The sequence below is a fragment of the Aquibacillus halophilus genome, assembly GCF_009649745.1.
Taxonomy (GTDB): domain Bacteria; phylum Bacillota; class Bacilli; order Bacillales; family Amphibacillaceae; genus Aquibacillus; species Aquibacillus halophilus.
Map to the genome: position 1 here is coordinate 109408 of NZ_WJNG01000003.1, position 20595 is coordinate 130002.

The following is a 20595-nucleotide window of genomic DNA, read 5'->3' on the forward strand; positions in this document are numbered from 1 at the left end:
TGTTATAATTAATAAAACTCTCTGGAAGAGGGTCATTTTTTCTGTACAAAATGATAGCGCTTTCTTCATGAGTGATTGAGAGGAGAATTGTCCATTGGTTGAGAAATCTTTTGTTGTTGAATTAATTACTGGCCTACAAGCAAGACCAGCTGCTGAGTTTGTGCAGAAAGCTAATCGTTACTCGTCGGACTTGTTTATCGAAAAAGGGGATAAACGTGTAAACGCAAAAAGCATTATGGGATTGATGAGTTTAGCTATTACTACTGGAGACCAGATAAAATTAATAGCTGATGGATCAGATGACCAACTTGCAGTTGATGAACTTGTAGCGTTCGTCTCAAAATAGATAATAATTGCCCTATATATCATACCAATTAACTTTAAATTTAGTTAGTAAAAAAAGTGACCATTCCAGATAAGGAATGACCACTTTTTTTAACTTTATTCTGCTGCCTTTTTCTCCATAACTTTGTCAATTAAACCATATTCCTTCGCTTTGTAAGCTTCCATAAAGTTGTCACGCTCTGTATCGCGTTCAATAACTTCAATTGGCTGACCAGTGCGCTCAGAAAGAATTTTATTTAACTTGCTACGCATCTCGATAATACGTTTTGCATGAATTTGAATATCTGTTGCTTGACCTTGTGTTCCGCCAAGTGGTTGGTGAATCATTACTTCACTGTTTGGTAGAGCATAACGTTTACCAGGCTCACCTGCAGCAAGAAGGAATGCACCCATTGATGCAGCCATCCCGATACAAATAGTAGAAACATTCGGCTTAATGAATTGCATCGTATCATAAATAGCCATACCAGCTGTGATAGAACCACCTGGTGAGTTAATGTATAAAGAGATATCTTTATCTGGATCTTCTGCTGCTAGAAATAGTAATTGAGCAACGATTGTGTTCGAAACGTTATCGTCAATTCCACTACCTAACATAATTATACGGTCTTTTAAAAGTCTTGAATAAATATCATATGCACGTTCTCCGCGGTTTGTTTGTTCAATAACTGTAGGTATTAAGTTCATTGGATATTTTCCTCCTTTATATCTTAGTTATTTCATCGTTTTTCTGATGACTAACTATGTTAATCTTAACTAAATGGTCAATAAAGGTCAAACGAAAGACATTTTAATTTTAAATAAATTAAAATGATGTAGAATTACCCTTGAAATTTGTATGTAATCAATCAATTATTCGGGAGTCATTTCTGGGTTTCTACCAAGCATTCACTTGACGTTTTAGCGCTAACTTCATCCTTCCCTATTTTGATTTAAATAAACCCTTCTTGGACAGTCGAATTATTTTATTCATAAAATCTGTAAATTGCGATGTAACTATCGTTGATTCTTACCATCCTTTCCGGGATGAGTGATCATTCATCGCTGCGGAAAAACACTCCCTTTCCATGGGGAACGCCTCAGCCTCCTCGTGAGCAAAAAGCGCTCACTGTGGGGTCTTCAGACTGTTCCTTTCCCATAGGAGTGTCGCATTTTTCCGCTGCTTAGAATAGCTTTCTGTTCAAGTGAGGAAAACTCCAAGAAATGTTTATCTCATGAAATATATCAACTTAAGATTAAGAATAACAAAACAACAACAGACCATTAATTGAATTAATTGTTTCATACAATGTTCTATCAGGTTCAGATAACAATTGAATTTGTTCTGTTGATGGGTTATAATAATCCTTGTCCCTATTTTGACTTGGTCAAGGGATCGCAAAATTTATTTATCTTATGCGCTCGTAGCTCAGGGGATAGAGCATTGGTTTCCGGTACCAAGGGTCGGGGGTTCAAATCCCTCCGGGCGCGCTTATATAAACGCAGAAAAGACATCGATTTCAGCTATTATAGCACCCTTGTCTTTTTTACATTTAAAGGTTACGGACAGTTATGAATGAAAACTAGTTAGATACATATTTTAAACTTTTTATAATAAATTGTATTGACAGTGTAATTTTACCATGCTAGAATTCTTATTATTAATAAACGACCAAAAACGATGAATTTCAATTAAATATTTCTTATCCAGAGAGGTGGAGGGACTGGCCCGATGAAACCCGGCAACCATTAAGTATTCGTACTTAAAAAGGTGCCAATTCCTGCTGAGCGTAATGCTCGCAAGATAAGAAGAGAACATAGCTGATATGAGCCTCTCTTCTTTTAGAGAGGCTTTTTAATTTCATTAATAAACTTCTCGCTTGCGAGTGTCCTCTTTTGAAAGGTGGTAGTGCTTCCTATGAAGGTGCAAGTTGCCTCATTACGAGAAACTGGAACAATTAACATAGGTGATCTTCAATTAGAATCAGGAAAGATCCTTTATGATACCGAATTAGCATATGAACGAATAGGTTCAATCGATGATCCTGCTATTCTTATCTGTCATGCATTAACTGGAAGTCAATATGCAGTTGGTGATGATGATAATCCTGGATACTGGTCAAACTTAATTAAATCGGATGGTTACATTAACACAGATAACTATCAAATAATTTCTTTTAATGTAATAGGCGGGTGTAATGGGTCAACAGGCCCATTGAGCATCAATCCTAATACAGGGACCACGTATCAAACCGATTTCCCATTCATAACAGTACGTGACATGGTGAAAGCTCAATATCAAGGATTACAAAAATTTAACATCGATCATTTACACGCTGTCGCAGGTGGGTCACTTGGTGGAATGCAAGTATTAGAATGGGGGATTCTATATCCCAAAATGATGGATATGTTATTCCCAATTGCAGTAACACCATACCTTATCGATTATGCAATAGCATTTAACAATATTGCACGACTTGCTATCCTTCAAGATCCTAAATGGAACAATGGCAACTATTCGCAGGATGCGATACCTGAACATGGATTAAGCTTAGCTAGGATGGTTGGAATGATTACTTATCGTTCAGGTGATTTGTTTAACGACCGATTTGGTAGGGAACAAAAAGCTCCAGCTGGCGTAGCCCATGAAGAAATTGCCTATGAGGTTGAATCTTATCTTGATTACCAAGGTAAAAAGTTAACAAAGCGTTTTGATGCTAATAGCTATTTATATTTACTTAAAGCGATGGATACACACGACATTGGTAGAGAACGTGGAGGTTGGGAAAAAGCTGCCGAGTTAATTCAGGCTCCTCTACATGCAATATCATATAGTGGAGACTTACTATTTCCACCTAACGAGCTAAACAAATTTGTTAATCACGCTCAAAAGATTGGAAAGACAGCTAGCTTCGAACAAGTTGAAACTAGATTTGGGCATGATGGGTTCTTAGTTGAATTTGAAAAATGGGGAAACATCCTCCAAGAAAATCTTAGAAAAATAAAAAGCTATCAATACTAAAATAAGTTTTGACAAATCATAATGAACATAGTATTCTGAAACTTGTGAATTTAAAATAAATTAAATATATTTGGATCTCTTATCCAGAGAGGCGTAGGGACTGGCCCGATGACGCCCGGCAACCTTTAAGTTTTTATAACTTAAAAAGGTGCTAATTCCTGCAGGAAGTATTTCTTCCTGTCAGATAAGAGGAGGATTATTAACAAAACCCTCTTCTTATGAAGTGGGTTTTTTTGTACCATCAAAAATTTTCAAAAATATAAAATGAATTCTAATTAGGGGGAAATTAACATGGCAGCATCAAAAAATACGACTTACGATCTTGAAACACTATCTTTACACGGAGGGCAAGCGCCAGATCCAACAACAGGTTCAAGAGCGGTGCCAATCTATCAAACTACTTCTTATGTTTTTCATGATACAGAGCATGCAGAGCGTCTTTTCTCTTTAGATGAACCGGGTAATATATATTCGCGAATAGGTAATCCAACCGTCGATGTATTCGAAAAGAGAATGGCACTGCTTGAGGACGGAGTAGCATCAGTTGCAACATCTTCAGGGATGTCAGCTATCACCCTATCAATATTAAACGTTGCTAGTGCGGGTGACGAAATCGTAGCTGGCACAAACCTTTACGGTGGTACGTACAATCTTTTCGCAGTGACACTGCCAAGATACGGAATTAATGTAAAATTTGTCGATCCGACAAACCCAGATAATTTTAAAGAAGCCATAAACGATAAAACAAAGGCAGTCTTCGGTGAAATAATTGGTAATCCTGGACTACAGGTACTAGACGTTGAGGCAGTTGCTAACATTGCGCACGAAGCAGGAATTCCTTTAATTATCGATAATACATTTGCAACTCCTTATGTTTGTAAGCCAATTCAACTAGGTGCAGATATCGTCGTTCATTCTGCAACGAAATGGATCGGAGGTCATGGTACATCGATTGGCGGAATAATCATCGATGGTGGCCGTTTCAACTGGAATTCAGAAAAATTCCCAACGTTTTCTGAACCTGATCCTAGCTATAACGGAATCAGATATGCAAATGATTTTGGAACATTAGCATTTATTACTAAAGTACGTGTTCAACTACTTAGAGATTTCGGAGCTGCATTAAGTCCTTACAATGCATTTCAATTAATACAAGGACTTGAAACCCTACACCTAAGAGTTGAACGCCATAACCGGAATGCTGCAGAGCTTGCTGAATACTTAGAAAATCATCCGGCTGTTGATTGGGTAACATATCCTGGTCTTGAAAGTCACCCATCACATGAGTTAGCAAAAAAAATCTTAAATAACGGCTTTGGCTCGATGATTGTTTTCGGTATTAAGGGTGGAAAAGAAGCTGGGAAAGCACTAATTAACAATGTGTCACTTTGGTCACATGTTGCGAACGTTGGAGATGCCAAATCATTAATCATTCATCCAGCTTCTACAACACATCAGCAATTGTCCAAAGAAAAGCTAGAAGAAACTGGAGTAAAAGAAGAACTTGTTCGCCTATCTGTCGGAATTGAATCGGTTCGAGATATCATAAATGACCTTAACCAGGCGTTAGGAAAAGCAACAGGGATTGGTACGGAAGAAGGAAATGAAATTGTTATTAATGATGAAGGTGTTATTAAATGGGCGCTAAGCTCTTCAACTGAACGAGTAGAAGAGGATGGTAAGGAAGTCAGCCACCAGAAAACACTTGCAGTTGTAGGTCTTAGTGGTAAAGAAGGCAGACCAAGTTATCGTTTAGCAAGAAAAATGCAACGTCTTGGTTACAAGATTATACCGGTGAATCCTCGCGAAACAGAAATACTTGGCGAAAAGGCTTATCCGGATCTTAAGAGCATTCCGTTCCCGATTGACGTTGTTCAAGTCTTTAGAAGTCCAGAAGCAGCCATCGGAATTGCTCGAGAGGCAGTTGAAGTAAAACCAAAAGTTTTCTGGTTACAAGAGGGTGTTGTTTCACCAGAAGCAGCAGAGATTGCTAGAGAAGCTGGTCTGCAGGTTGTTCACAACCGTTGCACATATAAGGAAGCTCAGAGACTTCGGGGCACCATCTCAACATATGCTTGTGAAATTTAAATAAAAAATAATTGAAAAATCCAGGGGGATGAAAAAATGAAACGTGTTCCATTAATTGATATTAGAAGTTTATTTGTTTTAGTAACTTTAGGTTTAGTAATTTTGTTAGCGACAGGATGTTCTTCAAGTGCAAGCTCAGAAGAAAAACCGGAAGAAATTAGATTAGACTATGCTTATTATTCACCAACCAGTTTAGTATTGAAGAACTTTGGTTGGGCTGAGGAATTATTTGCTGAAGAGGATATCGAGGTTACTTGGACATTAAGTCAAGGTAGTAACAAAGCCTTGGAATTCCTAAACAGTGATAGTGTTGATTTTGGATCAACAGCCGGTGCTGCTGCTTTAATGTCAAAGGCAACAGGCGCACCGATTAAAAACGTTTATATTTACTCTAAGCCGGAATGGACGGCAATGGTGACTAACCCTGATTCAGGAATTTCATCGTTAGAAGATCTTAAGGGCAAAAAAGTTGCTGCAACATTAGGAACAGATCCATATATCTTTTTACTTCGTTCTTTAGCTGCTGAAGGTGTGGCTGCTGACGAAGTAGAAATCATAAACCTACAACATGCTGATGGAGGCTCTGCACTAGTTTCTGGTGATGTAGATGCGTGGGCAGGACTCGATCCTCATATGGCTCGATTAGAGCTTGAGTCTGGAGCCGAACTATTTTATCGTAACGCAGATTTTAACACGTATGGCTTTCTTAACGTAAGAGAAGAATTTGCTGAAAATAATCCTGAATATGTAAATAAAGTAATTGAATTATATGAAAAAGCTAGAACATGGATCCTTGAGAATCCTGAAGAAGCTGCAGCACTTCTAGCGGAAGAAGCTGGTATTGATGTAGAAGTAGCTAAGAAACAATTAGAACGGAATGATTTTTCAAATCCCGTTCCAGGTGAGACACACATCAATGCAATCGTAGAAGCTGGCAAGGTATTACAAGCAGGAGAAGTGATCAAAGCAGATGTAGATATTGAAGAAACTACAAATGCCTTAATTGATCCTTCCTTTGCAGAAGAAGTAATCGGAGAGTAATTTTTTGATAGGAGGGAATTAACGATGGCGAAAAATCAAAGCGAACTCGCATCAGTACTAGTAACATCAAGAGGTGTAAAACAAAAATCAGTACGTGTGAAAAAGCAATATAAGGGACTGCAATCAATCATGTTGGGCAGTATTCTACCTATTGTTTTAATTACAGTGTGGGAGTTGCTTAGTAGAATCGGATTCTTTCCTTCCTATCAACTTCCCGCACCAACAGTAATCTTTCAAACGATTGTCGGAATGGCTCAAGATGGTACTTTATGGGGACATATCGGGATTACAACCTACCGAGTCTTTGCTGGTTTCGTACTGGGTACGATTGCAGCAGTAATCCTTGGTTCTCTAGTAGGTTTTTATAAAAAAGCCGAACAATTATTTGATCCAATGATTCAAGCATTTCGTTCGATACCATCTCTTGCTTGGGTACCATTATTCATCCTATGGATGGGTATTGGTGAACCATCCAAGGTTACTATGATTGCAGTAGGGGTGTTTTTCCCTATCTATTTAAATATTGTTAGTGGAATTTTAGGTGTGGATCGTAAATTAATTGAAGTTGGAAAAATGTATGGATTGAGTACTTTTCAATTAGTTAGAAGAATTATTTTACCAGCATCGTTGCCTTCGTTCTTAGTAGGATTGAGAAGTGGCTTAGGTCTTGGGTGGATGTTCGTTGTAGCTGCTGAGTTAATGGGTGCAAGTCAAGGATTAGGATTTCTATTAGTAGTTGGTCAAAATATGTCTCAACCTGAAACAATCATTGCGAGTATTATTCTATTTGCAATCATCGGTAAGCTTTCCGATTGGGTATTGAAGAAGGTTGAAACTCGTTCCTTACATTGGCAGGATCGACTAGTTAAATAGAATGGAGGTTTGAAAAATGAGCTTGGAATTAAAAAATGTAAGCCGCACCTTCAACGGTATAACGGCTGTCAAAAATATTTCAATTACTGCGGAACCGGGAGAAATTATTGGACTACTGGGTACAAGTGGTTGTGGTAAAAGTACAGTACTACGTGCAATCTCAGGTTTAGATAATGACTACGATGGAGAAATATCTATTAACGGCAATACGAAAAAAGAAGTACATGATACCACAGGTTTTATTTTTCAAGAACCAAGGCTCCTACCTTGGCTTCCTGTGCTAGATAATGTGACGTTCGGCTTAAAAGGAAGTAGAGCAGAGAAGGTTCAACGTGCTAAGGAATACCTCGAAAGTGTTGGTCTTAGCGGAAAAGAACAATTGTATCCAAGACAATTATCTGGTGGAATGGCACAACGAGTAGCAATTGCTAGAGCGTTAGTAACGTCGCCGGAAATACTACTGTTAGACGAACCATTTAGTGCACTTGATGCATTCACTAAAATGCAATTACAAGATTTACTGTTAGATGTTTGGAACACCTATCAATCTACTGTTGTGTTGGTCACCCATGATATTGATGAGGCATTATATTTGTGTGATCGAATAATCGTCCTTCGTGGTCAACCAGGAGTGATTGACACGGAACTTGTTATTAAAGAAGAACGACCACGTGCAAGAGGAAGCCAGGAAATGGCTGAATATAAAAGAAAAATTCTTGATCGACTCGATTTGAACAATGCACATTCTTATACATCATAGTCGTTTATCACATCTATAAAGGGGGAGCTTTACCGTGTCCGACTTAGAAACGAAAATTATTTCACCTGTACCAGGATCATACAACCTGGCAAACTATCAAGAGACTAAAGCATCGTTTACTTGGGAAGATACAGCGCAAGAACTAAGCTTCCACAAGACTGGAAAATTAAATGCTGCATATGAAACAGTAGACCGGCATGTGGATGAAGGATACGGTGATAAAATTGCACTTCATTACGTTAATGATGATGAACATCGTACACTAACTTTTAAAGAAGTAAAGGATAAAACAGACCACTATGCCAGAATATTGCTAAACAACGGTGTAACTAAAGGTGATCGCGTTTTTATTTTTCTTCCAAAAACACCAGAATGCTATATTTCTATCTTGGCTGTAATCAAAATTGGAGCAATTGCAGGACCGTTATTTGAAGCTTTCATGGAAGATGCTGTCAAGGATCGAATTAATGATTGTCAGGGGACAGTCCTAATAACGGACAATGAACTCGTTAAGCGTGTCCCGAAAAAGGATATTCCGTCACTTGAGACAATTTTGTTCACTGAAGAAATCGAAGCTACTCCATATGATAGCTCTAGGCAAGAGGATTTGGTTGAGTGGGTAGACGAAGATGATGGATTAATTATCCATTACACAAGTGGATCGACTGGAAAACCAAAAGGTGTCCTCCATGCTCATCGTGCAGTTACACACCATTATCAGTCTGGTAAATGGGTGCTAGATATAAAAGAAGAGGATGTTTATTGGTGTACCTCGCATCCAGGTTGGGTAACGGGCAGTGTTTATGGTTTATTTGCTCCGTGGCTAAACAGGGCTACCATTGTTATTCAAGGTGGACGCTTTAGTGCTGAAAAATGGTACCAATTGATTGAGGATTTGAAGGTAACTACTTGGTACAGTGCACCTACTGCGTTTCGGATGTTAATGTCTCAAGGTGATTTATATAAGTCCTATGATCTTTCTTCAATACGCCATGTGTTAAGTGTTGGGGAGCCGTTAAATCCTGAAGTAATTAACTGGGCTTGGAACAAACTTGGTTTCCGAATTCACGATACATGGTGGATGACAGAAACTGGTGGTCATTTAATTGTAAACCTCCCAACGGAACCAATTAAACCGGGATCAATGGGAAGACCATTTCCAGGAATTGAAGTTGGAATATTGGACGCAGAAGGAAATGAACTTCCACATGGCTCTGTTGGCCAACTGGCGATTCGTGCACCATGGCCAGGACTAATGAAAGAAATCTGGGGTAATAAAGATAAATTCGATTCGTATTTCCAATATGAGGGTTGGTATATATCTGGAGATTTGGCAGTGCAGGACCAAGAGGGATATGTGTTTTTCCAGGGACGAGATGACGATATGATCAATTCGGCTGGAGAAAGAATTGGACCTTTTGAGGTGGAAAGCAAGCTGATTGAGCACCCTGCTGTTGTTGAAGCAGCTGTGGTTGGGAAGCCTGATCCTATTCGAGGCGAATTAGTAAAAGCATTTATTACACTAGGCAATAATTACCCTGAAACAAAAGAATTATTAGAGGAGATAAGAATTTTCGTCAGAAAGAACTTATCAGCTCATGCAGCTCCTAGAGAAATTGAAGTAGTGAAAGAACTACCAAAAACAAAAATCAGTGGAAAAATTCTTCGTAGAAAATTAAAACAAGCGGAAATTGAAAAAAGCGAAAAGCTTCACGTGTGAGTAGGAGGGGCAGCCATGAGTAGTACCATTAAAGTAGCATTATTAGGCTTTGGTACTGTTGGTAAAGGAGTATATGATTCAGTTGAAACTCATCAAGGTCGCCTTCAATCGATACTCGGAAAAAGAGTGGAAATCGTCGGTATATTGGTTAAGGATGTTATGAAACAACGGGATATTGATTCAAACATACTAGTATGCTCTGACATTGAACAAATCCTGCAAATACCAAATCTTGATGTGGTGCTCGAAGCGATTGTTGGTGTTGATACAGGGTATGACTACTTATCTAGGGCAATGGATAAAGGCATCCACGTAATTACTGCTAATAAAGAGCTTCTTGCCCATAAAGGTCGTGAATTAAGACAAAAGGCAGAAGAGCAAGGTGTTCGATTAGAGTATGAAGCTGCGGTTGCTGGTGGAATCCCAATTATCAGCACATTAAAACATTTGTTAAAAGTCAATTCGATTGTTAGGATTGAAGCGATTTTAAATGGCACGTCAAATTACATTTTATCGGATATTAGAGAAAATAAATCTCTGTTCCGTGATGCACTCATACAAGCACAGGAAAAAGGGTACGCAGAAGCAAATCCTAGTAACGATATTGATGGATGGGATGCTTTTTATAAGTTAATGGTACTAAGTGAGTTTGTCTATGGTGCGCAACCTGCTTGGAATCAAGTAGCACATCGAGGTATTAGAGATGTTGATCTAACACATATCGTTGCAGCTGACTCTTTTGGTTATCGATTGAAGCATGTGGCTTCAATAGAGTATCAAGATGGTGTTGTGAAAGCGGCTATTGAACCGAAATTTGTACCTAGTTCTCATCCGTTATACTCTGTAGAAGGTGTTGATAATGCCGTCATCATTACGGGTGACTTAATAGGTAAGTTGAGCTTGCAAGGACCTGGTGCAGGTGCATTACCAACCGCTAGTGCTATTATTGAAGATTTAGTAAATGTATTTCAGGTTAGTGATAGAAAAACACTTCATCCAGACGTGACATTTGAAACTACTACTGGTAAAGAAGTTCAGGAATGGCTGTTAATTGGAAATCTATTAGACTCAGATTCAATTATTATCCATCAACAAAAAGAAATCGATGGTATATGTAGCTCGCGTGTTTCAGGTGAAGAGCATGAAATCAGAAAATTGATTGAAACTTCATCGAATCTATCCGGCTATCGGATAGAAGGGGTAGAACCAAAAAGTAAAGAGGCCTTGGTTGTCTAATCAAAAATTGAATAATGACTCTTATCAAGAGAGGTGGAGGGACTGGCCCGATGATGCCCAGCAACCAGCAGGTAAAACTGCCAGGTGCTAATTCCAGCAAACTGTAAAAGGTTTGAAAGATAAGAGAGAGGACAAAAGATTAACTCTCTCTGTATCTATCCAGGGAGAGTTTTTAATTTTATCAATAAGAATTGAAGCATTTAGATGAAGGGAAATTTTCAGGTATTATGAATTATTAAATTGACTGATCCCTAGTGAACTACCTAGGTTTCAATAGATAATTAATTATATTAAAAAGGGGAAATGGAAAATGAAAAAAGTATTATTTTTAATTGCTAGTATTATTTTTGTCTTAGCAGGATGTGGTGGAAGTGAAGAAGCTTCGGGTCAGACAGCTGATAACCAAATTAAAGTGGGTGTAACAGCAGGTCCGCACGAAGATATCCTAAACAAAGTAAAGGAAATAGCTGCTGAGGATGGATTTGAAATTGAAGTCGTTTCTTTTACAGATTATGTTATTCCTAACCAATCGTTAGATGAGGGTGATTTGGATGCAAACATCTACCAACACGAGCCGTTTCTAGATAATTTTATCGATGAAAAGGGTGTTGATCTTGCCAACATCGCTCCTGCCGTTAATTTTCCAATGGGCATCTATTCAAATGAATTAGAAGATTTGTCAGAGCTAGAAGAAGGAAGTAAGGTTGGATTGCCAAATCACTCTACTGGAGAGCCTCGAGCATTAGTACTGTTCGAAGCAGCGGGTCTGATCACACTAAAAGAGGGTGTCGGAGTGGAAGCGACAATAAAAGATATAGACGAAAATCCTCTGAATTTAGAATTTGTGCCATTAGAAGCTTCACAAATACCTAGATTACTAGATGAAGTAACAATCGCAGCAATTAATACGAATTATGCAATGGAAAGTGGCCGTGTACCAACTGAAGATTCCCTTTACATGGAACCAAAAGACTCACCTTGGGTAAACGTAATTGCCTCAAGGACTGAAAATAAGGATAGTGCCGATGTTCAAAAGCTAGTTGAATACTATCAAACAGATGAAGTGAAACAATTTATCGAAACAGAATTTGAAGGGTCAGTAATACCTGGTTGGTAAGTTGGAGTTTGTCCGATTACCACACCTCAACTAATCTTCAGTCGGGGAAATCTCCGCTGAAGAAGGTTTCACTTTATAGGAGGATATATGATTACATTTGAAAATATCTCAAAGGTGTATGGAACAAAAAAACAACCGATTACAGCTCTCGATGATGTGTCTTTAACAGTTAAAAAGGGAACAATTTTTGGGGTTATTGGGTACAGTGGAGCTGGAAAAAGTACTCTGGTTCGGATAGCGAATCTGTTAGAACGACCAAGTGATGGTAAGGTCTTTATTGATGATGTTGACCTCACTACACTATCTAAAACGAAACTACGTCAGAAACGAAACAATATTGGTATGATTTTTCAATCATTTAATCTGCTTCAGACTGGAACCGTCTATGAAAATATTGCTTTGCCTTTAAAACTTACTGGAATACCAAAAAAAGAAATTAAAGAAAGAGTAAAAAAATACATCAATGTCGTTGGACTTGAGGATAAGCTTCATGCTTATCCCAGCCAACTCTCGGGTGGACAAAAACAACGAGTTGCCATTGCGCGTGCTCTTGCTCATGAACCTTCTGTTTTGCTTTGTGATGAGGCTACAAGTGCATTAGATCCAGACACAACGGATTCAATTTTGAATTTATTGGAGCAAATTAATAATGATTTTGGAATTACTATCCTACTAATAACCCATGAGATGCATGTTGTACAAAAAATTTGCCATGAAGTTGCCGTAATGGAACAAGGAAAAGTAATTGAACAGGGTTCAATTCTCAATATCTTTACAGAGCCTAAAACAGAAACAACAAAGCGATTTGTTCATTCTCTTTTCAATGAACAAGTACCGGAGTCAATTCTTAAGGACTTAAAGCTGGATGGTAAAGTCATCACAATGTCCTACGTAGGGGACGCATCTGGTGATCCTGCTCTTGCACTAGTGAGTAAGAAGTTTGATGTGTATCCTTCTATTTTAAGTGGAAGAATTACTCAACTAAAAGGTGAACCTTATGGTCGTCTAGTTGTTCATCTAAAAGGTAGTGATGAAGAAGTCGAGTTATCCATTAATTATTTGAAGGAGAAGGGAATTCTTGTCAAAGGTTACAATAACGAGGTGGATATAAATGCTAGCTAACATAAAAGAATTTATCGATGAATGGGGAATTGATGTTTGGCAATCGGTAATAGAAACCTTTCAAATGGTTGGAATCTCACTTACCATCTCTATTTCAATTGGACTCCCACTAGGGGTTTTACTAGTACTAACTAGGCCAACCAAAGCATTAGAAAATAAGTATATCTATCAGATTTTGAACACCATTATAAATATCATCCGATCGGTCCCGTTCATCATTTTACTATTTTTCATCTTACCTTTTACTAAATTGATTGTAGGCACCTCCATTGGAGTTCAAGGAGTAATTGTACCATTAGTCGTTTACACGGCACCCTATATAGCAAGGTTAATGGAGTCCGCTTTATTAGAAGTTAATAAGGGTGTTATTGAAGCTTATGAAGCGATGGGGATTAAAACTAGACACATTGTCTGGAGTGTCCTTGTAAGGGAAGCAAGACCCTCTATCGTTCTTGGTTTAACAATAGCAACAATTGGCCTAATTGGTGCAACTGCGATGGCAGGTTTAGTTGGTGCAGGTGGTTTAGGGGATTTAGCGTATAGATATGGGCACTTACGATATGAGGTTGATGTCATGTATGTAACTGTATTTATTTTAATCGTACTGGTTCAAGGACTTCAATCATTAGGTAATGCACTTGCAGCGAGACTAAAAAAAGATTAACAACAGGAGGGATATTCAAATGGTTCAGGTTTTGCAGGAGTTAAGTCTACCGATATCTTTTGAAGAATTACAGCAGCAAGCAAAACAAAAGTTAGATAAAAAGGTATTTGATTATATTCAAAGTGGTTCTGGAAAAGAAGAAACACTTCAGGCAAATGATCATGCTTTTAAGAAGTGGAAAATAATCCCTCGTTATTTAACAGATGTGTCCAAACGTAATATTGAGACAATCATTGAAGGAGAAAAAATAGCTGCTCCAGTCTTATTTGCACCGATAGGCATGCAAGGTATATCCCACCCTGATGGAGAATTAGCAGTAGCAAAAGCTGCAGGTAATAAAGGACTACCTTATATCGCAAGTACGGTTTCTTCTTATAGTTTGGAAGAGATTGCTGAGGCAAATGAGAATGGAATTAACTGGTTCCAGTTATATTTTCCAAATGATTTAGAACTAGCTAAGAGTTTAGTTCAACGAGCACACTCAGCAGGGTATAAAGCAATTGTCATAACGGTCGATACGAACATGTTAGGATACCGGGAAAGGGACCGAGACAATCGTTATTCCCCCTTTAAGCTAGGAAAAGGTATTGGAAATTATGCAGTGGATCCGGTATTTATTCGCAAGATTCAAGGAAAAAATCCCGATGATTTTATGGAAGAAATGATTAAGGTTTTCTACCGACAAAACATCAGTTGGGAAGATATAGCCTACATAAGACAATGTGCAGACTTACCTATTTACCTGAAGGGGATTTTACACCCGAAAGATGCCTTATTGGCAAAAGAAAACGGAATTAATGGAATTATTGTCTCTAACCATGGAGGCAGGCAGCTTGATGGGGCTGTTGCGTCTTTGGACATTCTGCCTTCCATTAAAGAGGTTGTTGGAGATGAGTTAACTATTTTACTGGATGGCGGGATTAGAAGAGGATCCGACATTGTTAAAGCATTAGCCTTGGGTGCTGATGCTGTACTTTACGGTCGACCCTATTTATATAGTCTTGCTTTAGGTGGTAAAGAAGGTGTCGAGCAAAACATCGATAATTTAATGCAGGATCTTGAGATTACAATGGCACTGTCAGGTGCTTCAGCTATATCTGAACTCAATCAGGATCTATTATGGGAAAATAACTGAAATTTTAAAAAATAAAAAAAGGAGAAAATTATGAAAAAACTTTTACTAGTTATATGTGTCCTGGTGGTTACGTTAATTGTTAGCGGTTGTGGTTCAGAGGAAGCGGGAGCTCTTAATAAAGACAAATTAATTGTAGGTGTTACTGGAGGCCCTCACGAGCAAATCATTGAAAAAGTAGCTGAAGTTGCTTTGAAGGATGGTCTAGAAATCGAAATAAAGGTATTTTCGGATTTTGCAATGCCTAATGTGGCGTTAGCAGAAGGAGAATTAGATTTAAATAGTTTTCAGCACACACCTTTTTTTGAAGAGTTTAAGGAAGACAGAGGCTTAGATTTAGTTTCTGTTGGGAAAACCATCATCAATCCGATGAGTATCTATTCAGATAAAATAACAAATATCGATGAAATAGAAGAAGGGGCAAAGATTGGATTGCCTAATGATCCAACAAATGGTTCAAGAGCAATGCTCATCTTCGAAGATGCTGGTCTAATTACATTAAAAGAAGACTTAGATGAGGAACCTACGGTACGAGATATTGCTGAAAATAAGTTAAATTTAGAATTTATCGAATTAGATGCAGCTCAGCTACCAAAACAATTAAGTGAACTAACTGCCGCTGCAATTAATACTAGTTACGCTATATCACATGGTTTTGTGCCATCCGAAGACGCTATATTCATGGAATCATCTGATTCTCCATATGCCAACTTGATTGCAGCAAGACCAGAGAATAAAGATGAAGAAGTTGTAGCTAAATTTGTTAATGCCTATCAATCAGATGAAGTGAAGGAATTTATTGAAACCGAATTTAAGGGTTCGATCATTCCAACCTGGTAGGAGGTCAGAGACTATTGAGTAAAGAAGATATAATTTTAAAGATAGATAATAAAATAGCTACATTGTTTCTAAATAAACCTGAAAAGAAAAATGCAATGTCATTATCAATGTACCAACTTTTGTTAGATTTGTTATCTACTATCGAAAGAGATGAATCAATAAAAGCTGTGGTTATTCGTAGTGTAAATGATTCTGTTTTTGCTGCTGGAGCAGACATATCTGAGTTTATTGAATCTAGGTCTACAAAAGAAAAGGCAAAAAAATATAATGATTCAGCACTGGGAGCAATTGATAAACTATACCGGTTAAACAAGCCTACGATTGCAATGATACAGGGCCACGCAATCGGGGGTGGCGTTGAATTGGCATTGGCCTGTGATTATCGACTATCAGCAGATGATGGAATTTTCGGTATTACCCCATCAAAGCTTGGAATTGTATACAATCTAGCGAGCACTAAAAGATTAATAGATACAATCGGAGCTCCTAAAACAAAGGATTTACTTTATACGGGAAAATTTATCAACTCTGAACAAGCATTAACGATGGGATTAGTTCATGAAGTTTATCTTAAAAGGGAATTAGAGGAAAACACCTATAATTTGGCTAGAAGATTAGTAACCTCTTCCACAGTTGCAATTAGTGGAACTAAAACAGTAATTCAAGCTGTACTAGATGGGGAAAATGAGGAGACAGAGGAGCTTGAACAATTAATACTTGATTCATTTGAGTCAGATGACTATAAAGAAGGAATTCAAGCATTTTTAAGTAAAAGGGCACCTAACTTTAAATGATAATTAATATCCTAACCAAAAAAGGGGAATAGCTAATGAAAAAAGCACTGGCTGGAATGAGAGTATTAGATTTGACTCAGGTGCTCGCTGGACCCTATTGTACTATGTGTTTAGCCGATATGGGTGCAGATGTAATTAAAATAGAAAAATACCCAAATGGTGATGACACTAGAGCCCTAGGGCCTTTTATTAATGAGGAAAGTTACGTGTACATGATGGTGAATCGTAATAAACGCAGTATTCGTCTGAATTTAAAAGAAGAAGAGGGTAAAGAAATCTTATATAATTTAGTCCGGCATGCTGATGTATTTATAGAAAACTTCCGTCCAGGAGTTGCAGCTAAATTAGGTATTGATTATGACACTTTAGCAAAGTTAAATAAGGAATTAATCTATTGTTCAATTTCCGGTTATGGTCAAACAGGCCCCTATAAAGATAAGGGTGGTTACGATATCATGGCCCAAGGGTTATCAGGAATAATGAGCTTTACAGGTGACAAAGGTGGTAGGCCAGTAAAAACTGGAATTGCTTTACATGACATCGCTGCTGGTAATACAGCCGTGCAGTCGATTTTAACTGCATATATTCATCGGTTAACTGGTGGATCTGGCCAATACATTGATCTCTCCCTAGTTGATTCAGGATTAGCTTGGACAGTGTGGGAAGCAGCATCTTATTTTGGTAAAGGAGAAGTTCCAACTCCAAATGGTACTGCTCATCGATTAGCAACACCTTACCAAGGTTTTAAAACGAAAGATGGTTACATATTGGTTGGAGCTGCAAATCAAAAACTATGGATGAAATTTTGTTCAGAAGTAGTAGAGAAAGAAGAATGGATTACTGACTCAAGGTTTTGTACGAACGATGATAGAATTGCTAATATAAGCATACTAGAAGAGGAAATTGAAAAGATACTTGTGAACCAGTCTTCAACTTACTGGTTAGACCTACTCGAAAAAGCTAATATTCCATCTGGACCAATATATAGCTACGATCAGACTTTAAATGATCCTCATATAAACGAGAGGGATATGATTATAGAATATGATCACCCGAAAGCTGGAAAAGTAAAGACACTAGGGTTTCCTGCTAAGTATTCCAAGACTCCAGGAGAGATTAGTCGACCAGCACCAACGCTTGGTGAACACACAGAAGAAGTGTTGAAAGAATTAGGTTTAAACTTAGACTACAGTAGATTATTAACAAAAGGAGTTATATAGTGTAGTGAAAGAGCTCTCTGGAGATAAATAAAATTTCTCCTAGGAGTTTTTTTATTTCATTTATGTTTTCTGAAAATTCCCTTTGTTTGTTGATGCCTTAATAGGATATAGTAGTAAGTAACATTATTTATATTTTATTCTGTAAAGTATGAAGTCTTAGGAGGGTGATGTGGATGACACTTAGTTTGTCTAAATCGCGAAAGGTAGTAATAATCGGCACTGGTTTTGTTGGGTCAAGTTATGCGTATTCTCTATTGAATCAAGGGGTAGTCAATGAGTTAGTACTGGTAGATTTAAATCGTGACAAGGCTGAAGGTGAGGCGAGAGACTTAAATCATGGGATGCCTTTTGGGTCACCGATGAAAATTAGAGCCGGTGGATATGATGAATGCAGTGATGCAGACTTAGTTGTTATTACTGCAGGGGCTAATCAAGCTCCAGGAGAAACACGCTTAGACTTGGTTAGTAAAAATGCAAAAATATTTAAATCGATTGTTACTAGTATTATGAATACTGGATTTAATGGGTTATTTTTAGTGGCTACTAATCCTGTTGACGTGTTGAGTCACGTTACATTGCAAGTATCGGGATTACCTAAAGAACGTGTAATTGGATCAGGTACGATTTTGGATACTGCAAGATTTCGTTATTTATTAAGTGAACATTTTCAAGTTGATTCCCGAAACGTTCACGCCTATATTATGGGTGAACACGGTGACTCAGAGTTACCAATCTGGAGTCACGTTCAAATTGGTGGAGTACCATTAAGTCGTTACGCTAAGATTGATGATGTTGAAAATGACAAAGAAATGCAAGATATTTTTATAAATGTTCGTGATGCAGCTTACCATATTATTGAACGTAAGGGTGCCACCTATTATGGGATTGGTATGGGATTGGTACGCTTGACGAAGGCAATATTACACAACGAAAATTCGATTGTTACTATCTCGACACTCCTTGAAGGTGAATATGGTATTAATGATGTATTTTTGGGTGTGCCTGCAGTAGTAAATGAGAATGGAGTTCGTCAAATTTTAGAATTACAACTTAATGAATCCGAACAACAAAAATTGGAAAAATCAGCCTCTATTCTAAAAGAAATGACAGAAAAAGCATTAAGCTAAAAATATTACTTTTAAACTTCTCAATGCTATTATATTAGAGAAGTTTTTTAGTAGTATGAATTCAAAGACTCAGGGGAGGTGCTTTCGTGAAAACTGTGACTTTTTATACGAAACAAAATTGTCCACTATGTGATGAAGCGAAACAATTGCTTTATTTATTAAAGGATGAGTTTAACTTCGAATTTGATGAAATAGATATTTATACTAATGATCAATTATTAGAACAATACCAGTTAATGATTCCTGTCGTGTCTATTGATGGACAAGATGTTGATTATGGTCAAATAAATTATGACTTCCTTCGACAAGATTTCGTCAATAGATATCAAAAAAAATAGTTGTGGTAAAAACAGCCATCTGTTACAATTGAAAGTGCAAGTGGATTTTTTTTACCAACAGTGGGACATAATTTGACTACTTGGGACGCATACTACCCACCACAGAGAAATAAAAGGAGTAAATTATGAAGGCACTTATAGACTTACAAAAGAAGTTATTCCCTGATTTGCTCGAAGTCATGCAACGCAGGTACAAAATTATGCACTACATACAATTGATGGGTCCTATTGGTCGAAGAGGCCTAGCCGATAACATCGAAATGCCGGAAAGATTAGTTAGAAGTGAAATAGACTTTTTAAACAAGTATTCCTTTATAGATATTACTGCTAAAGGAATGCATTTAACTAAGTCAGGAAAAACTGTGTTAGAGCAATTAAGTGAATTTATCAATGAAGTTTCTGGATTTAGTGTTTTAGAACAGCATATAAAGGATAAATTACTATTGGACCATGTAATCGTTATTCCAGGCAATAGTGATGAACAAGATTGGGTAAAACAAGAGATGGGTAAGGCCTGTGTTCAATTCCTTCAATCAATCTTAAAATCCAATCAAACTATTGCGGTAACCGGTGGAACATCCATGGCTTCAGTTGCTGAAATGATGACACCTTCCATTGGTGCAAAAAATTGTATGTTTGTTCCTGCTAGAGGTGGTCTTGGTGAAAGGGTAGAAAATCAAGCAAATACCATCTGTGCAGAAATGGCTAAAAAAGCTCACGGAGAATATCGATTGCTATATGTCCCTGACCCATTGAGTGAAGAATCATACCAATCCATTATTGGTGAACCATCTGTAAAAGAAATTCTTGAATTAATTCGAGATGCAGAGGTTGTTATTCACGGAATTGGTGATGCACTTGCAATGGCTGAACGAAGAAAAGCATCTGATTTAGTATTAAATAAATTGCGAACTGGTAATGCAGTAAGCGAAGCATTTGGATATTACTTTAACAATGCAGGTGAAGTGGTTCATAAAGTTCGTACAGTAGGAATTCAATTAGAGGATTTATTTCAATCTAATTGTGTCATCGCTATTGCGGGCGGTAAGTCGAAAGCTAAAGCAATCTCATCTTACTTTAAGCAAGGAAAAAGCAATGTATTAATAACTGATGAAGGTGCTGCGAAAGAGTTTTTAAGGGAATTATCCCTTTAAATATATATTTTTAAAAACCAAGG

General features: G+C 37.6%; 19 protein-coding genes, 1 tRNA gene, 1 pseudogene and 3 riboswitches. Of the genes and pseudogenes, 20 read left to right on the plus strand and 1 reads right to left on the minus strand.

Annotation, left to right across the window (positions count from 1 at the left end):
* Positions 1–94: 94 nt before the first annotated feature.
* Positions 95–346 carry an HPr family phosphocarrier protein gene (locus tag GH741_RS04935; RefSeq protein ID WP_153735673.1) on the plus strand — a complete coding sequence of 84 codons (252 nt, stop codon included), beginning with the start codon at positions 95–97 and terminating at the stop codon, positions 344–346.
* A 95-nt stretch (positions 347–441) separates the two neighbouring features.
* On the opposite strand, the gene clpP is transcribed toward GH741_RS04935, so the two are convergent.
* Entirely contained in the window at positions 442–1032 is a 591-nt protein-coding gene (clpP, locus tag GH741_RS04940; protein WP_153735674.1) for an ATP-dependent Clp endopeptidase proteolytic subunit ClpP, read from the minus strand.
* 710 nt (positions 1033–1742) lie between these two features.
* Between clpP and GH741_RS04945 the strand changes: the two genes are divergently transcribed.
* From GH741_RS04945 to GH741_RS05030, 19 genes and pseudogenes are all read left to right on the plus strand, one after another.
* A tRNA-Arg gene (locus GH741_RS04945) sits at positions 1743–1815 on the plus strand.
* A gap of 209 nt (positions 1816–2024) precedes the next feature.
* A riboswitch (SAM riboswitch) is annotated at positions 2025–2135 on the plus strand.
* Positions 2136–2242: 107 nt separating this feature from the next.
* The gene (gene metX / locus GH741_RS04950; RefSeq protein WP_153735675.1) at positions 2243–3346 is read left to right on the plus strand and encodes a homoserine O-acetyltransferase MetX; all 1104 of its coding nucleotides are present in this window, start codon (positions 2243–2245) and stop codon (positions 3344–3346) included.
* Positions 3347–3422: 76 nt separating this feature from the next.
* Positions 3423–3537: riboswitch (SAM riboswitch) on the plus strand.
* A 100-nt stretch (positions 3538–3637) separates the two neighbouring features.
* Positions 3638–5434, plus strand: a complete 1797-nt coding sequence (locus tag GH741_RS04955) for a PLP-dependent aspartate aminotransferase family protein (protein WP_153735676.1) — start codon at positions 3638–3640, stop codon at positions 5432–5434.
* 36 nt (positions 5435–5470) lie between these two features.
* The gene (locus GH741_RS04960) at positions 5471–6475 is read left to right on the plus strand and encodes an aliphatic sulfonate ABC transporter substrate-binding protein (protein WP_153735677.1); all 1005 of its coding nucleotides are present in this window, start codon (positions 5471–5473) and stop codon (positions 6473–6475) included.
* Between the two features lie 24 nt (positions 6476–6499).
* Positions 6500–7348: an ABC transporter permease gene (locus tag GH741_RS04965; protein WP_153735678.1), complete on the plus strand. Its 849-nt coding sequence runs from the start codon at positions 6500–6502 to the stop codon at positions 7346–7348.
* A 16-nt stretch (positions 7349–7364) separates the two neighbouring features.
* Positions 7365–8108, plus strand: a complete 744-nt coding sequence (locus GH741_RS04970; protein WP_153735679.1) for an ABC transporter ATP-binding protein — start codon at positions 7365–7367, stop codon at positions 8106–8108.
* A gap of 34 nt (positions 8109–8142) precedes the next feature.
* Complete coding sequence (acsA, locus tag GH741_RS04975) at positions 8143–9828, plus strand: acetate--CoA ligase (RefSeq protein WP_338079247.1); 1686 nt, start codon at positions 8143–8145, stop codon at positions 9826–9828.
* A 15-nt stretch (positions 9829–9843) separates the two neighbouring features.
* Positions 9844–11064 (plus strand): homoserine dehydrogenase, encoded by a 1221-nt coding sequence (locus GH741_RS04980; protein WP_153735680.1) that lies wholly within the window; start codon positions 9844–9846, stop codon positions 11062–11064.
* 18 nt (positions 11065–11082) lie between these two features.
* Positions 11083–11190: riboswitch (SAM riboswitch) on the plus strand.
* A 184-nt stretch (positions 11191–11374) separates the two neighbouring features.
* Complete coding sequence (locus GH741_RS04985; protein ID WP_153735681.1) at positions 11375–12181, plus strand: MetQ/NlpA family ABC transporter substrate-binding protein; 807 nt, start codon at positions 11375–11377, stop codon at positions 12179–12181.
* Positions 12182–12268: 87 nt separating this feature from the next.
* A complete protein-coding gene (locus GH741_RS04990; protein WP_153735682.1) occupies positions 12269–13303 on the plus strand; it encodes a methionine ABC transporter ATP-binding protein in 1035 nt (344 codons plus the stop codon).
* The gene (locus GH741_RS04995) at positions 13293–13967 is read left to right on the plus strand and encodes a methionine ABC transporter permease (RefSeq protein WP_153735683.1); all 675 of its coding nucleotides are present in this window, start codon (positions 13293–13295) and stop codon (positions 13965–13967) included. Before GH741_RS04990 ends, GH741_RS04995 begins: the two co-directional genes overlap by 11 nt.
* Positions 13968–13986: 19 nt before the next feature.
* Positions 13987–15102, plus strand: a complete 1116-nt coding sequence (locus GH741_RS05000; RefSeq protein ID WP_153735684.1) for an alpha-hydroxy-acid oxidizing protein — start codon at positions 13987–13989, stop codon at positions 15100–15102.
* Positions 15103–15132: 30 nt separating this feature from the next.
* Positions 15133–15939, plus strand: a complete 807-nt coding sequence (locus GH741_RS05005; protein WP_153735685.1) for a MetQ/NlpA family ABC transporter substrate-binding protein — start codon at positions 15133–15135, stop codon at positions 15937–15939.
* Between the two features lie 14 nt (positions 15940–15953).
* Entirely contained in the window at positions 15954–16733 is a 780-nt protein-coding gene (locus GH741_RS05010) for an enoyl-CoA hydratase/isomerase family protein (RefSeq protein ID WP_153735686.1), read from the plus strand.
* Positions 16734–16768: 35 nt separating this feature from the next.
* Entirely contained in the window at positions 16769–17953 is a 1185-nt protein-coding gene (locus GH741_RS05015) for a CaiB/BaiF CoA transferase family protein (RefSeq protein WP_153735687.1), read from the plus strand.
* A 173-nt stretch (positions 17954–18126) separates the two neighbouring features.
* Positions 18127–19080, plus strand: a complete 954-nt coding sequence (locus GH741_RS05020; RefSeq protein ID WP_153735688.1) for an L-lactate dehydrogenase — start codon at positions 18127–18129, stop codon at positions 19078–19080.
* A gap of 86 nt (positions 19081–19166) precedes the next feature.
* Positions 19167–19418 (plus strand): glutaredoxin family protein, encoded by a 252-nt coding sequence (locus GH741_RS05025; RefSeq protein ID WP_338079248.1) that lies wholly within the window; start codon positions 19167–19169, stop codon positions 19416–19418.
* A 179-nt stretch (positions 19419–19597) separates the two neighbouring features.
* Positions 19598–19795 (plus strand): annotated as a pseudogene (locus GH741_RS22410) (hypothetical protein); the annotation flags it as partial.
* A complete protein-coding gene (locus GH741_RS05030) occupies positions 19781–20572 on the plus strand; it encodes a sugar-binding transcriptional regulator (RefSeq protein WP_420809387.1) in 792 nt (263 codons plus the stop codon). The pseudogene GH741_RS22410 and the gene GH741_RS05030, both read left to right, overlap by 15 nt.
* Positions 20573–20595: the final 23 nt, after the last annotated feature.

Coding starts and splice junctions, on each gene's coding strand:
- clpP (WP_153735674.1), bottom strand. CDS start 1,032: ATGAACTTAATACCTACAGTTATTGAACAAACAAACCGCGGAGAACGT.
- metX (WP_153735675.1), top strand. CDS start 2,243: ATGAAGGTGCAAGTTGCCTCATTACGAGAAACTGGAACAATTAACATA.
- GH741_RS04955 (WP_153735676.1), top strand. CDS start 3,638: ATGGCAGCATCAAAAAATACGACTTACGATCTTGAAACACTATCTTTA.
- GH741_RS04960 (WP_153735677.1), top strand. CDS start 5,471: ATGAAACGTGTTCCATTAATTGATATTAGAAGTTTATTTGTTTTAGTA.
- GH741_RS04965 (WP_153735678.1), top strand. CDS start 6,500: ATGGCGAAAAATCAAAGCGAACTCGCATCAGTACTAGTAACATCAAGA.
- GH741_RS04970 (WP_153735679.1), top strand. CDS start 7,365: ATGAGCTTGGAATTAAAAAATGTAAGCCGCACCTTCAACGGTATAACG.
- GH741_RS04980 (WP_153735680.1), top strand. CDS start 9,844: ATGAGTAGTACCATTAAAGTAGCATTATTAGGCTTTGGTACTGTTGGT.
- GH741_RS04985 (WP_153735681.1), top strand. CDS start 11,375: ATGAAAAAAGTATTATTTTTAATTGCTAGTATTATTTTTGTCTTAGCA.
- GH741_RS04990 (WP_153735682.1), top strand. CDS start 12,269: ATGATTACATTTGAAAATATCTCAAAGGTGTATGGAACAAAAAAACAA.
- GH741_RS04995 (WP_153735683.1), top strand. CDS start 13,293: ATGCTAGCTAACATAAAAGAATTTATCGATGAATGGGGAATTGATGTT.
- GH741_RS05000 (WP_153735684.1), top strand. CDS start 13,987: ATGGTTCAGGTTTTGCAGGAGTTAAGTCTACCGATATCTTTTGAAGAA.
- GH741_RS05005 (WP_153735685.1), top strand. CDS start 15,133: ATGAAAAAACTTTTACTAGTTATATGTGTCCTGGTGGTTACGTTAATT.
- GH741_RS05015 (WP_153735687.1), top strand. CDS start 16,769: ATGAAAAAAGCACTGGCTGGAATGAGAGTATTAGATTTGACTCAGGTG.
- GH741_RS05020 (WP_153735688.1), top strand. CDS start 18,127: ATGACACTTAGTTTGTCTAAATCGCGAAAGGTAGTAATAATCGGCACT.